This is a genomic window from Lysinibacillus mangiferihumi (assembly GCF_003049665.1).
Classification (GTDB): domain Bacteria; phylum Bacillota; class Bacilli; order Bacillales_A; family Planococcaceae; genus Lysinibacillus; species Lysinibacillus mangiferihumi.
The window spans coordinates 1-15,087 of record NZ_PYWM01000033.1 but is presented as its reverse complement, the minus strand read 5'-3'; the positions used below and the strand labels follow the sequence as shown (position 1 = coordinate 15,087).

The 15,087-nt window shown below is 37.1% G+C and carries 11 protein-coding genes and 1 other annotated feature; of the genes, 9 read left to right on the top strand and 2 right to left on the bottom strand.

Annotated elements, in window-relative coordinates:
• Positions 1-10 precede the first annotated feature (10 nt).
• The 7 genes from C9J37_RS22520 (at position 11) to recQ (ending at position 10,422) form a co-directional block, all read left to right on the top strand.
• Positions 11-1,537, top strand: coding sequence for an MFS transporter (locus tag C9J37_RS22520; RefSeq protein WP_107897174.1), 1,527 nt, complete (start codon positions 11-13; stop codon positions 1,535-1,537).
• Positions 1,538-1,657: 120 nt separating this feature from the next.
• Entirely contained in the window at positions 1,658-3,106 is a 1,449-nt protein-coding gene (locus C9J37_RS22515; protein ID WP_107897173.1) for a pyridoxal phosphate-dependent decarboxylase family protein, read from the top strand.
• 246 nt (positions 3,107-3,352) lie between these two features.
• Positions 3,353-3,667, top strand: a complete 315-nt coding sequence (locus C9J37_RS22510; protein ID WP_107897172.1) for a hypothetical protein — start codon at positions 3,353-3,355, stop codon at positions 3,665-3,667.
• 139 nt (positions 3,668-3,806) lie between these two features.
• Positions 3,807-4,024 (top strand) — a binding site (T-box leader).
• Between the two features lie 36 nt (positions 4,025-4,060).
• The gene (gene argS / locus C9J37_RS22505) at positions 4,061-5,740 is read left to right on the top strand and encodes an arginine--tRNA ligase (RefSeq protein WP_201262205.1); all 1,680 of its coding nucleotides are present in this window, start codon (positions 4,061-4,063) and stop codon (positions 5,738-5,740) included.
• A 178-nt stretch (positions 5,741-5,918) separates the two neighbouring features.
• A complete protein-coding gene (locus C9J37_RS22500; protein WP_107897170.1) occupies positions 5,919-7,097 on the top strand; it encodes an MFS transporter in 1,179 nt (392 codons plus the stop codon).
• Positions 7,098-7,546: 449 nt separating this feature from the next.
• The gene (locus tag C9J37_RS22495) at positions 7,547-8,650 is read left to right on the top strand and encodes a TcaA NTF2-like domain-containing protein (protein ID WP_107897169.1); all 1,104 of its coding nucleotides are present in this window, start codon (positions 7,547-7,549) and stop codon (positions 8,648-8,650) included.
• A gap of 8 nt (positions 8,651-8,658) precedes the next feature.
• Entirely contained in the window at positions 8,659-10,422 is a 1,764-nt protein-coding gene (recQ, locus tag C9J37_RS22490) for a DNA helicase RecQ (protein WP_107897168.1), read from the top strand.
• Between the two features lie 90 nt (positions 10,423-10,512).
• On the opposite strand, the gene msrA is transcribed toward recQ, so the two are convergent.
• Complete coding sequence (gene msrA, locus C9J37_RS22485) at positions 10,513-11,034, bottom strand: peptide-methionine (S)-S-oxide reductase MsrA (protein WP_107897167.1); 522 nt, start codon at positions 11,032-11,034, stop codon at positions 10,513-10,515.
• Between the two features lie 173 nt (positions 11,035-11,207).
• Here msrA and C9J37_RS22480 point away from each other — a divergent pair, with 173 nt between their 5' ends.
• Positions 11,208-12,158 carry an LCP family protein gene (locus C9J37_RS22480; protein ID WP_107897166.1) on the top strand — a complete coding sequence of 317 codons (951 nt, stop codon included), beginning with the start codon at positions 11,208-11,210 and terminating at the stop codon, positions 12,156-12,158.
• Positions 12,159-12,221: 63 nt separating this feature from the next.
• Positions 12,222-13,421, top strand: coding sequence for an AI-2E family transporter (locus C9J37_RS22475; RefSeq protein ID WP_107897165.1), 1,200 nt, complete (start codon positions 12,222-12,224; stop codon positions 13,419-13,421).
• A 98-nt stretch (positions 13,422-13,519) separates the two neighbouring features.
• On the opposite strand, the gene C9J37_RS22470 is transcribed toward C9J37_RS22475, so the two are convergent.
• Positions 13,520-14,686: an aminotransferase class I/II-fold pyridoxal phosphate-dependent enzyme gene (locus C9J37_RS22470; protein ID WP_107897164.1), complete on the bottom strand. Its 1,167-nt coding sequence runs from the start codon at positions 14,684-14,686 to the stop codon at positions 13,520-13,522.
• Positions 14,687-15,087: the final 401 nt, after the last annotated feature.

The window sequence follows — 15,087 nt, the reverse complement described above, 5'->3', positions numbered from 1 at the left end:
GAGGCATATTATGGAAGAGAAGTCTGTTAGTCCTTTTGTCACCATTATTAAAAGTAAACCAAAACTATTGGCACTTTTAATCATTTTATTGCCTGTTTTGAGTGTTACAATTGATAATACGATACTGTCATTTGCCTTACCACAGCTTACATATGCATTATCTCCGAGTGCCGCTCAACAGCTTTGGATAATTGATGCTTACGCTTTAGTGCTAGCAAGTTTACTTGTTACGATGGGTGGTATTGGTGACCGTAAAGGACACAAAAAAGTACTTTTTATCGGTAGTCTTGGATTTTCGATTATATCTTTTATTATCATTTTTTCGCAAAATGCAGGCCAAATTATTGCTGGTAGAGCGGCGCTAGGTTTTTTTGGCGCAATGATTCTACCTGCTACATTAGCCTTAATCCGTTCAACTTTTCTTGACCGAGAGGAAAGAAGATTAGTAGTAGCGGCTTGGGCTACTTGCTTAACAATTGGTTCTGTACTTGGACCAATTATTGGTGGTGTATTACTTACTTTCTTTTCTTGGCACGCAATCTTTTTAATTTCAATTCCTTTCTTTATTCCTGTCATATTCTTTATTCACAATTTTATTACCGAATCACAAGAAAAGTTAACTGGCAGAGTAGATTTCTTCAGTATTGGCATGTCTTTCATTGCCATGTTTGGTATTATGTTTGGATTAAAACAAGTTGCCACTGGTGGAGAATGGGAAGGAAGCTTACTAAGCATGGGGATTGGCGCTATTTTTGCTGTGCTGTTTGTAAAACGACAGCTTGTATTACCTAATCCTTTGTTAGATATGAGTCTGTTTAGAAATAAAAGCTTTTCGTCGCTTGTCTTTATCAATATGGTCAGCTTAGGTTCCTTAATAGGATTTATCTTCTTTGCAACACAATTACTACAAATATCTCATAGAATATCGCCATTAATTAGTAGCTTTATCCTCGTACCAGGTGAAATATTAGCGATTATTTCTGGAATAGGTATCGTTGTCATTGCGCAAAAGGTTAAGCCTAATTTTATTATTAGTGGGTCCCTTATTCTTATTGCGATTTCTTTTTTAGCCGTCTATAGTTTAACACTTACACCTCTAATTATTGGTTTAGCTTTTCTGTTCATCAGTAGTGGTGTGGGCATCATTACTACCGTCTCGAATGACCTCATTATTTCATCAGTTATTCCTGAAAAAGCTGGTGGGGCCTCGTCGGTAAGTGAAACGGCCTATGAAGTTGGCGTTGTCCTTGGTACGACGTTAATTGGGGGAGCGATTACATGGTGGTATAGACAATCGTTTTTATTACCAGATTATCTTCAGGCTAAGATTTCAGAAGGTTCGACAGATACGCTTGCAGGTACTTTAGCCGTAAGTGAGTCGTTACCAAAAGATTTATCGACTGATTTGCTCAATATTGCAAACTCTGCCTTTCTAAAGGGCGTTGAATATACGAGCTTAGCAGCATTTTGTTTCATTTTACTTACTGCTATTTTAACTTTCTTTTTTATTAAAGAAGAGCATCCCTCTAATCATTGAAATTAGGGGGATTTTTTAGTGGAGAACGAATGATTTGTAGGGTGACCAACAATAATTGCTAAGATTGATGCTAAAATCATGGCACTTGCTGAACAACTTAAAATGAAGGAATGATGATATATGAAAAACAATATCGATAACATAATTGAAATAGAAGAGACAATGATGAACTTTATAAGAAAATTTTTATTAGATCAGCAAAATTTGCATAGTCAAAAAGTCATTGAATTCTCAAATGACAATGTATTTCAACTATTGGATGATTTAGCGATACCAAGTGAAGGTAGACCGATGTGCGACGTTCTATCTGATGCAGTAGAATATATTTATAAATATAGAGCTAAGCTAAATCATCCACGCTATTTTGGTTTTGTACCAGGCCCTGCATCACTCATATCTTGGGTAGCTGATGTCGTAACCAATGCTTACAATATGCATGCAGGAAGTTGGATGTCAACACCTACGGCTAGTTATATTGAAAAGGAACTCATCGCTTGGTTAAATAATAAAATTGGTTACACCGAACAATCCGGAGGAATTTTTGTATCAGGTGGTTCGATTGCAAATATTACTGCGTTAACAGTAGCGCGCGATAACAAATTAAATGGCGACCTTGCCAAAGGAATAGCCTATATTTCCGATCAAACACATTCATCCGTAATGAAAGGTCTAAAAATAATTGGTATAAGCGACCGTAATATTAGAATTATTCAAACTGATAATTTTAAATTCAATACAATGATGTTGCATGAACAAATAAAAGCAGACTTATCATTAGGCTTAAAGCCATTTATAGTGATTGCCAGTGCTGGTTCCACTAATACAGGAAGTATTGATCAGATGGAAGATATTCATCGCATTTGCCAAAAGTTTAACCTTTGGATGCATGTTGATGGGGCTTATGGAGCGACTGTCCTTCTGTCAAAAAAGCATAAAAGTAAGTTAAAAGGGATTGAAAAAGCTGATAGCGTCAGTTGGGATGCCCATAAATGGTTATTTCAGACATATGGTTGTGGCATGATTTTGGTGAAAAATAAAAACTTATTATTTCATAGTTTTCATACTAATCCTGAATATTTAAGAGATGCACAAATAAATAATGAAGAAATCAATTTTTGGGACTTTGGTATGGAACTGACACGCCCAGCTAGAGCGCTAAAGCTGTGGTTCACGTTGCAAGTTCTAGGGTCGGATAAGATGGAGGAATTGATTAATCATGGTATACGTCTAGCAGAATATGCAGAAAGTGAAGTTTTAAAGTACAAGGATTGGAGCATTATAACGAAAGCGAACTTGGCAATCGTCAATTTTCGATTTTCACCACCGAATTTTGACGATGAAATTATAAATAAAGTGAATACAGAAATTTCGAGAAAAATGATAAGTAGTGCTTATGCCGGGGTCTTTACGACAATATTAAACGGCCAAGTAGTTTTAAGAATTTGTACGATTAATCCTGAAACAACCTATATGGAAATAAAGAAGACGATTGCACTTTTGGATAAGTACGCAAGAGCCCTTTCTGTCAAAATACTTTCCGATGTAAATAAAGAAAAAGTATTTGTTTAACATACAAAGAACATGTTTTGATCAAGGGTTTTCAAAACATGTTCTTTTCTTATTCAAGACTCATCAAAACAGCCCATCTGCTGTAGGCTATATACTTACAAAGGTAGGTATATTATTTTAATAATTAAACAAATAATGGTACTATAAAAAGATATATAATATATAATTGGTAATATTTACTTTGGTATAATCTAGGTGTAAAACTTTTACAAGCGAAAGAATACTTTCATTATAGGAGGATGAACAATGGAGACAAAAGAACAAATATTACACTTGTTATTGCAAAAGGGCTTTAAATTTAGATTTTATGAAGAGCAAAATTTACTTTTCTATACAAAAGAGATTACGGAACCTGTATTCGTTAAATGGTTTGCTGAAGAGCACTGTCATTTACCTGACTGTGATTTGACGCATGTTTCGATTTCCCTTGAAATCACGAATAATCTCGAACGTGCGCAATATACTTTCTTTAATGGCATTGATAAACAATATATTTTTAAAGACTTACTAGAGTTTAGAGAAGTATTGGAAAAGCTACCTAATTTAATTGAATTACGTTAATAGATATCCGCATTTTTTAAATGAAGAAGTGAGCTTGAATGTCAGTAGAAAAATTTGACATTGTCCATCGTTCGCTTTAAACCAAATCAACGTTGACTTGAAGGATATAATCATGTAAAATATTCCAAAATTAATAATTGTACATTCTGTGAAAAAGACAGTAATTCATTTTGAACTGCCAAGCGAGTTAGGGATGGTGTGAGCCTAATGCAGATCGTTTGAATGAAACGCACTTTGGAGAAGTTTCCCGAAATATTAGTAGGGAATACCGGGGCGTCACCCCGTTATCAATTGAAAGTGGTCATAATAATGGCAACTAGAGTGGTACCACGGGAATGCAATGCTCTCGTCTCTTATTGGAGACGGGGGCTTTTTTATTTTGTAGAGGAGGGAATGGATATGATAACAGAAATTGCGAAAAGTTTAGCGATCGCATTACATCAGCAAGTAGCAGCCGAGGAGATTGAAACATTACTTGAAAAACCTAAAAATATAGCTTTGGGTGATTTTGCCCTGCCGTGTTTTAAACTGTCTAAACAGCTAAGTAAATCTCCACAAACCATTGCAGCTGAAATTCAAAAAAATGTAACGTGTGAATTAATTCAATCCGTCGAGCTAGTTGGCGGATATGTCAATTTATTTTTAAATCAACACCACATCACGCAACAAGTATTAAGTAAAATGATGATAGAGCAAAAATTATATGGAACAAGTCCGATAAGTAAAGGCAATGTTGTATTCGACTTTTCTTCCCCTAATATCGCCAAGCCTTTCTCAATGGGCCATTTACGTTCAACAGTTATAGGGAATGCGCTTGCCAATTTAGCAGAGAAAAATGGCTATAAGGCTATTCGTATCAATCATTTAGGCGATTGGGGTACTCAGTTTGGAAAGTTAATTGTCGCTTATCATCTATGGGGAAACCAACAAGCAATTGAAGCAGCACCAATTAAAGAATTATTGAAAATTTATGTAAAATTTCATGAAGAAGCACAACAAGATGCAACGTTAATTGTACAAGCGCGAGCGGCATTTAAAGCGTTAGAAGATCAAGATGAAGAGGCGCTTGCTCTCTGGCAATGGTTTAGAGAGGTATCATTAGAAGAATTCAAGGGACTATACCAGCTGTTAGGTATTCAATTTGATCGTTACGAAGGAGAAGCGTTTTATAATGATAAAATGGAAGCAGTTGTAAGTGAATTACAAGCAAAAGAACTACTAACACTATCAGAAGGTGCATATGTGGTTGAACTTGAGGATATGCCTCCTTGTATCATCAAGAAAACAGACGGAGCTACACTGTATGCTACGCGTGATTTAGCAGCCGCCTTTTATCGAAAGCAACAGTATAATCCTGAAAAAATTTACTATGTCGTGGGCAATGAACAAACATTACATTTCCAACAGTTATTTCACGTTATAAAAAAAATGGGTTATGATTGGGCACAAGATTTACGTCATGTGGCTTTTGGAATGATGCTTCAAGAGGGAAAAAAGATGTCAACGCGAAAAGGGAAAATTGTTCTTCTTCATGATGTATTGACAGAAGCGATTGAGACCGCAAAACAAAGTATTCAATTGAAAAATCCACATTTACAAAATAAAGAAGAAGTAGCGAGGCAGGTTGGTGTAGGTGCCGTTATTTTCAATGACTTAAAAAATAATCGCATTCATGATATTGAATTTTCTATAAAAGACATGATGCAGTTTGAAGGGGAAACGGGACCATATATCCAATATACGTATGCACGCATTCACTCCATTTTAGACAAAGCAGATGGACCACTTGAGGAAGTGTCTTTCCAACCGTTAGGACAACAGGCATGGCAGGTCTTGCTGTTACTTGAACAATTCCCACGTGCAATTGCGAACGCGTATGAGCAAGTTGATCCTTCCATCGTAGCTAAATATGCTTTACAATTAGCTCGTGCGTTTAATAAATATTATGCAACGAATAAAATTCTAGCAAAAGATTGCTTACAAAGTTGCCGTTTAACATTATGTCATTGTGTAGCCATGATTCTAAACGAAGCATTAGCTTTATTAGGAATCGATGCACCGAAAAAAATGTAATGATGCTTCTCCAAGTTCATTGTGCAAAAAGCACAAATAAAGCAGGATGCATATAAAAATAATGAAATATTGACGGTAAGTAGAGAAAATGCTAAAAGAAGAATAGAAGACTGACAACACTATTTATCAAGGACAATGACATAGTAGTGAACTTGGCATTAGAAAGGTATTCAACGTTATGAATAATAAACAATGGACAGCTTCGACAATCGTTGTTGTCAGTATTTTTTTCGTCGCCCTCAATATGCGACCAGCTGTAACTAGCATAGGGCCACTATTTAATGTGCTAATGGAGTCTCTCCAAGTATCCAATACCCAAATGAGTTTATTAACCTCCATTCCCGTCTTTTGTATGGGGCTTTTTGCACCAGTGGCTGTTCCGTTACAACGACGTCTTGGTACGAAGTTTGCGATTGCACTACTATTAACAATTATTGCGTTAGCCAATGGACTCCGATTGTTACAAGAAAGCTATGTTTTGCTTGTGGTCACTAGTTTTGCTGCTGGTCTTGCTATCGCTATTATTGGGCCGATGTTAAATGCATTTATTAAAGAAAAATTTCCTAATCGTTTCGCAACGGTAGTTGGCGTATATTCTTTTGGCATTGGGACAGGTGCAACATTAAGTGCGGCATTAACGGTATCATTTTATAATGGGTTTCATAAAGATTGGACCATTGCCCTTGGTAGCTGGACAGTGCTGGCTGTGCTTGCTCTTATAATTTGGTTGCTTGTTATCCCAAATCAGGTAGAGAAGTCGTCTATACAAAAGGAAGAACTAACGAAGGAAGCCGTACGTAATCCGTGGAAAAACAGTCGTGCGTGGACGATTTTACTTTATTTTGGTTTCCAAACATCGCTATTTTTCTCGATGATGTCTTGGTTAACGCCTATTTTACAAGACAAAGGTTTAACACTCGTTGCTGCGAGTTCGATGTTAACTTTTCTGTCAATCGTTCAGATGATAGGGAATATTGTTGTCCCAATGCTAATGGAAAAATGGTCAAATCGTATTCGATGGCTATTGTCATTAGGAATCATCGGTGTCAGCGGTTTTGTACTTTTGTGGTTCGGGACGGGATGGCTATTATGGATTGGCGTTCTAATTATTGGGATTGTGCTAAGTGGATTGTTTCCTATTGGTTTATTATTACCATTGGATGAGGCACGCACGCATGAAGAGGCAAATAGCTGGTCATCAATGGTCATGTCTGGTGGATTTATGATGAGCGCAATTATTCCTACACTAATCGGTTATTGCTATGATGTAACAGGCAACCATTCGTTTACCTTCGTTATCTTTTTGTTATTAATGTTTGGGATTATTGCTACAGCACTTGTATTAAGGAAGCAATAACTAGCATGTCTTTTGTATGATTCACAAAGTTTTAATGGAAAAGGCAGTAACGGCAAGCAAGTCCCCATGTCGATACTGCCTTTGCTCGTTTAAAGAGTACTTCTTATAACACTTCGCAAAAGTGTGACAATATGCTATGTTTCTTTAAAATAAGTAGATAAATTATTATAAATGAGTTAATTTCATAAATGCCTCTTCCATTAAAAAATACGAACAATGCGGTATAAAAATAACTAATAATAATATATCGTTCGTTTTATTTGATTTTAATCAGGAACCACGAAACTCAAAGTTCGTGTGTATTAATGGGGAATTGAATTATGAAATTGATTCAAATACCTTTGATTTAATTAATATAAAAAATAATCATATTATGTAAACTTGAAACAAATGACGTCGTTGTTTATGATAGTAAAGAAAGAAGTTCGATAGAAAGTATTGGTGAACAAATGCGAAAAAAGATGCTTATCGTTGGAGCGGCAACCCTCCTGTTAACAGGCTGTGGCGATCAATCCGTTGCGGAAATGTTTAACAAGGAAAAAACAGCAATTAAATCTGACAAACCCGTCGAGAAACAGGAGGAAAAGCTCATTCCAGAGGTGAAGGTTATAGGAGAGAGCGCTATTGGTGCGGGTATTATTGTGAAGAAAGACCCTTCGATGCTCTATATTGTAACAAACGGAGCGTTGGTCGCATCAAAACCTACTGCCCTTGTGCAATTTAGTAACGATAAACTTGTAGAAGCTGATGTACGCTATATATCTACTGCTTATAATATTGCTATTTTACAAGTGAAATATAATGCGTCGGTCAATGTTCCAACTGTTTTCAATGGCAAGTTGGATCACTTAGCAGTGTATGTCGATGGCTTACCCCATACAATCAAAAGATATAGTGACAAGGTCGCTGCTTATTATATAGATGTAGATCAAGCTTTACCACCCGGTAGCCCTGTGATGGAGGCAGAGAATGGTCAAATTGTGGGCGTTTATTTTAATCGACAGCAACAGGGCGTTTCACAACCATACATATTGCCACTTCAAGATATAGTACAGTTACTTGATCAATGGATTACTGATGGCATGAAGGCAAAGGACCGTTTGTCTCAATCTAAAAATTTGTATGCCTATAGTGAAGTCGGTGACAAAGAAGCGGTGCAAAAAATGCTTGAAAAATACGGGAAGAATATTTTTGCCTATAATGAGGACGAGGTAAAAATATTTATTGATGCATTTCATGAGCATTTAAAGGCAGCTGTTGCGCTTAATGATGCCAGTGTGATGAAATCTGTTACTGGGGCAGAAGATTTACAGAGTACGCTTGAAGAGATGGTTGCTTATTATGCGTCTAAGCAAGCCAAAATCCATTTTTCTAATACGACGATTAAACGGATAGAGAAAGTAGGGCAAAATATTGTTGTGCGAGCAAAAACGGAATACGTGCTGAACAATTCAGCGGGACAGGAAGCACTTGCACATTCCATCATGACCTATGAGATTTTCAAAAATGATCAAGGCGAATACAAACTAATTCGTCTTACAGCTGAGGAGTGAGAAAAAGAATGGAGCAAGCAAGACAAATGCTACAGCACCACTTTGGTTACGATTCGTTTCGCACCGGACAAGCACAAATTATTGAGCAAACATTAAGTGGACAGTCGAGCCTTTGCGTGATGCCAACAGGTGGAGGAAAATCGATATGCTATCAAATTCCGGCATTAATGCTTGATGGTTTAACGATTGTGATTTCACCGTTAATCTCCCTTATGCAAGATCAAGTCGAGTCATTGCGAGCAGCGAATATACCGGCAGCATATATCAATAGTACATTATCAGCACAAGAAGTGGATGAAACGATGCAGCTAGCGAGTGGAGGTTATTTGAAGCTGCTCTATATTGCACCGGAAAGATTAGAAAGTGCTACCTTTTTACAAGCATTATCACAATTATATGTACCATTGCTAGCTGTAGATGAGGCGCATTGTATTTCGCAGTGGGGACATGATTTTCGCCCCAGCTATCGCGCCATTCAAAAACTGTTTACATTATGGGCTCAACAGCCGACTGTGCTTGCCTTAACTGCTACAGCAACTCCTGCCGTCTGTGAGGATATCCGTCAATTATTATCGATTGACGAAAAGGCAACACTCATTACAGGTTTTGAACGTGAAAACTTAGCTTTTACGGTGTTAATCGGTGAAAATAAAGAGCGCTATATTAAAAATTATATTGAAAAAAATAAATCAGAAGTCGGCATTATTTATGCGGCGACACGTAAATCAGTCGACGCATTGTATGACTTACTGACACGTGCGGGTGTGTCGGTCGCAAAATATCATGCTGGACTATCAGAGAACTTGCGTATGGCTGAACAAGAACGATTTTTAAAAGATGAGGCTCGCATTATGATTGCAACCAATGCGTTTGGTATGGGAATAGATAAAAGTAATGTTCGCTTTGTCATTCATTATCAAATGCCACGTAATATGGAAAGTTATTATCAAGAAGCGGGACGCGCAGGGCGTGATGGCTTGCCAAGTGCTTGTATTTTGCTCTACGCTTCAGGGGATGTACAAACACAACGTTTTTTAATTGAGCAGACACGTGATGAAGCGCGTATCGCACAAGAATTAGAAAAATTACAAACGATGGTCGATTACTGTCATACAGAAGGCTGCCTACAAAATGCGATTTTAACATATTTCGGTGAACAGCCAGGTGCACCATGTAAACGTTGCAGTAATTGTCAAGATAACCGGGAAGTAAAAGATGTCACGGAAGACGCACAAAAGGTATTAGCTTGTGTTGTAAGAATGGGACAAAAATTTGGCAAAACAATGGTTGCGCAAGTATTAATTGGCTCCAAGAATCAAAAAGTCCTTGAATTTGGATTTTCTAGACTTTCAACCTATGGCATTTTAAAAGGGCAATCTTCGAAGGAGGTTTCTAACTTTATCGAATTTTTAATTGCGGAAGGATTATTAGCTGTTAAGCATGGCACATTTCCAACGATTTACGTATCGGAGGAAGGGAAATCTGTTTTGTTAGGCAAGCGAACAGTTATGCGAAAACAAGCCGTGACAGTTCGTCTACTTGCAGACAATGATCCATTATTTGAACACTTACGCATATTACGCAAAGAGATTGCCGATGAAGAAAAGGTACCACCATTCGTCGTGTTCTCTGATAAAACATTGCGTGAATTATGCGATAAAAAGCCTTCAGAGCTGGAAGGGCTGAGACAAGTGAGTGGTATCGGTGAAGTGAAATTCGAGAAGTATGGCAAGCGTTTCTTTGATGCAATGCAGTCATTTAGCCTAAAGTAATGAAAAAAGAATCCATCTAGTGTTTTTCACACGATGGATTCTTTTTGTCTGATTTAGAGGAAACTGTATTTGATTTATTGAGAGAATCTATTATTTTTTCCAATGTTGCGCAATAAATTCATCACGTCCTGATACTGCTCGATCTTGTTTATAGTGATCTGGTTCTTTTTTGTAATAGTCTTGATGGTAATCTTCTGCTGGATAAAAGTGTTGAGCATCACGAATTGTGGTTACAATAGGTTTATCGAAGCGCCCGCTATTTGCAAGCTTTTCTTTTGATGCCTGCGCAATTCTTTTTTGTTCTTCGGAATAAGTAAAAATGGCCGTTGCATAGGATTCGCCTCTGTCGTGAAACTGACCGTAGGCATCTGTAGGGTCGATTTGCATCCAATAAATATCAAGTAACTGTTCATAACTAAAAATTGAGGAATCAAATTCAATTTCGACTACTTCTAAATGACCTGAGTTGCCTTTTTTAACGTCTTCATATGTTGGATTTTCTAAATGGCCACCCATATAGCCTGATGTAACCTTATGTATGCCGTCCCACTCTACAAATGGCTTTACCATACACCAAAAACAGCCGCCTGCAAACGTCGCTTTTTCTATCATATTCATCATCCTTTCTTTTGTGAAAATATTATAGCATTATTTTGTTCATTACTGGCTAATAGGGTGTAAAATAACGAATAGATAGATGCTGACGAGGATAGTAGGAGAAAAATGAAACTTTCCTTACTTTCAATCGTTACATTAACTATAAAAAATAGAGGAGTTATTTCGTTATGGAAGAGCAAGACTATACAAGACGCTCGCAACGTCCTAAGAAACGTCGATTGCGTAAAGGGAGAGCACTGTTTACGTTCTTATTACTCTGTGTCATTGTCATTGCTGGATACAGCATTATGCAATATCGAAGTGGCTTGCAATTAGCCACAGACAAGTTGGTACCCCAAGAAGACTTTAGTGGAGACCAAGTAAAGGGCGATATTGAGAACTATTTATTATTAGGAATCGATACACGCGGTGAAGAGAAATCACGAACAGATACAATGATGGTATTATCTTGGAATAAGAAAACAAACGATGTGAAACTCGTATCATTTATGCGGGATATTTATGCAGACATTCCCGGCTATCAATCCTATAAACTAAACACGGCGTATTATTTAGGTGGTGTTCAACTGTTAAAAGACACATTAAGTAATATGTTTGGTTTACCAATTCATCATTACGCACTTGTCGATTTTAAAAATTTTGAATCACTTGTAGACATTTTAGCACCTAATGGTGTGGAAATGGATGTAGAAAAGGATATGTCTGAAAAAATTGGTGTTACCCTTACAAAAGGTACGCATAATCTAAATGGACAGGAATTGCTTGGCTATGCAAGATTCCGCCATGATGCTGAAGGAGATTTTGGGCGTGTTGCTCGTCAGCAAAAAGTAATTGAAGCATTAAAAAATGAAATATTAGCACCGCAAAATCTATTGAATTTACCTAAATTCATCGGTGCCGCACAAGGCTATGTGACGACTGATTATTCGTCAGCAGGAGAAATCCAACAAGTTTTAAAAATGGTGTCTAAAGGGAAAGTATCGATAGAGAAAGCGACAATCCCCATTGAAGGTAGCTATGATTTCCAAAACTTTAGCCATGCAGGATCTGCTATTGTGATTGATGAAAAGGCAAACAAAGCTTTTTTAAGTAAATTTTTAGGAATTTCCTTAGAGTGATACTTCGCAAAAGCTAACATTATCCTGTAAAATATAGGTGAGCATTCGGATTGGGGTGAGTAGATGAGTGAAAAAAGACCGAGGGAGCATTCAAACTTCTTTTCAACAAAGTTTATCCGCTTTTTAGGTGGTAAAAATTTATTATTTACGTTAATTATTTTATTATTACTCGCATGTGTAATTTACATGTTTGGAAAAGTTTCCTTTATATTTACCCCGCTACAAGTATTATTTGAGGTTGTTATTTTACCAGGGGTACTAGCCGTAATCGGGTATTATTTATTACGACCATTATTAGGAATACTTGAAAAGTGGCGTATCCCAAGAATTTGGGGCATTTTAATTTTATATATTGGTGTAGTTGGCGTCATTACTTTACTTGTCGTGCTGGTCTATCCATTTTTACGAGATCAATTTACGAATTTAGCGCAGGAATTCCCTGTCTATTTTATGGCCCTAACACAAAATATAGTGGAATACTTAAATAACTCACGTGTTAATGAGTATTTAGCCAATACGGATTTTAATTATGAAAAAGTCGTGATGAATTTTACAACAGATATTATTGAAACAGTAAAAGATACAGCGGCCAATTTAGCACAAGGTGTTGCAACAGGGATAACTGGTTTTCTTTCAACTTTAACAGGCATTATTTTATCGCTTGTAACGGTACCATTTATATTATTTTATTTATTAAAAGATGGCGAGAAATTACCGAAATTTGTTATGAAAATATGCCCACCTCGCATGCGTCCAGGTTTACATGATGTTTTACACGATATGGACAAGCAAATTAGTTCTTACATACAAGGGCAAATTTTAGTTTCAATGTGTATCGGGGCAATGGTCACAATTGGCTTCTTAATTATCGGCATGAAGTATGCATTGCTACTTGGTTTTTTAGCTATGATAACAAGTGTGGTCCCTTATTTAGGACCAGTTATTGCAATTACACCAGCAGCTATTATTGCGCTTGTTAATTCGCCATTTATGCTTGTTAAACTAGCCATCGTCTGGACGATTGTGCAGTTAATAGAAGGGAAGTTTATTTCTCCGCAAATTATGGGGAAATCTTTGAGCATCCATCCCATTTCAATTATTTTCGTATTGTTAACAGCAGGTTCATTATTTGGTGTACCAGGTGTAATTTTAGGGATTCCAGGCTATGCGATTTTAAAAGTACTCGTCACACATTTATTTAAGCTATTTAAGCAACGATATAATCGCTACGAAGATGAAGTAGTACAAAAATATGATGTGTAACAAAAAACAGCTACTGCGAGCATTCAGTAGCTGTTTTTTTTATGATATAAACAAAGCATGTAATAAGGATACCTCCTGTTCACATGCTTCGTTAAATGTTAGGAGATGGAAACGTTTTTTAGACGATCTACTGCTTCTTGTAAAACCTCTTTTGGCTGAACAAGTGCTAGTCGTAGGTAGCCTTGTCCTGCTGTGCCAAACACTGTTCCCGGTACTGTTACAACACCAATTTGCTCAATTAGCTTAAATGCTAAATCTGTACAGTCAATATCGTACGGATATTTTGCCCACACGAACATACCACCATCTGAAGGGGCTGCATCCCAACCAAGCTCACGTAAGCCATTCATTAACGTTTTATGACGTACTGAGAATGTTGCACGTAAGTTCTCTGTAATTTCTTCCGCATGGTCTAAAGCAACTACTGCTGCATCTTGAATTGGTTCAAAAATACCGAAGTCTAAATTCGATTTAAGTTGTTTTAAGACAGCAATCATGTCAGCATTACCAGCAATATAGGCAATTCGTGTACCAGCTAGGCTGAAGCTTTTTGATAAAGAATTGATCTCCATCCCTACTTCTTTTGCACCTGGTGCCGCTAAAAAGCTTATCGGACCGTCACCAGTAAAGTAAAACTCTGAATACGCCGCATCATGAAGCACAATCACGTTATATTTTTTAGCAAAAGCAATGACCTTTTCGAAATAGGCAAGAGAAGGCATAGCTGGTACAGGATTGCCTGGTAGATTTAAGATAAGTAGCTTGGCCTTTTGTGCAACTTCTTCTGGCACTGCGTCTAAATCAGGTAAATAATCGTTATCTGCTGTTTGCGGCATATAGTAGGGTGTGGCACCCGCTAGATGAATGCCTGCATCGTAAGCGACGTAAGCTGGATTTGTTGAGAGAACGATGTCTCCTGGATCACAAAAGGCGATTGGTAAATGGACTAAGCCTTCTTGAGAGCCGATTGTTTGAATGATTTCAGTTGTAGGGTCTAAATCGACATTGCTACGACGTTTATAATAACGGCTAACTGCATCATAAAAACGTTGTGTGCCAGTTAATGTGTAGCCATATGATTCTGCCAAGCCCGCTCTGTAAGATAAATGCTCACGGATTTTTGCATGTGGTGGAAGATCAGGGCTCCCTAAACTTAAATCGATTAAAGACATACCTTTTGCTTGTTGTTGTTTAGCAAAGTGCTTTAAATCGCCGAAAATTGCTGGGGTAAATAGAGACATTTTTTTTGATGGTACGATTTTCAAACTAGTACACTCCTTATAGTTGTATAACAGAATAGTAGTACACATTTTATCATACTAAAGCACAGAAAGGGGAAGTTATTCTGAAAAAAGAATATATTCTTGTAATGGAGAAGATGCTTGCATAGGCTAGCGGAAAAAATTAAGCTTAAATGACAATATTTTTGCACGAAATAATAATGGGTAACGATGCTAAATGATAGTAGCGATATATTTTTGCTATTATTAAGCAAGGAAGGTGGTTTTTTAGATGAAGGTATATTCTTTAAGTGGACCAAGTGGAACAGGAAAAAGTACAAGCGCGCTCGTTTTTGCACATAAAATAGGAGTGGAAGCCATTATCGATGACGGTTTACTCATTGTCAATGGCGTGAAAGTAGCAGGGATTTCTGCGAAGTTTGAAA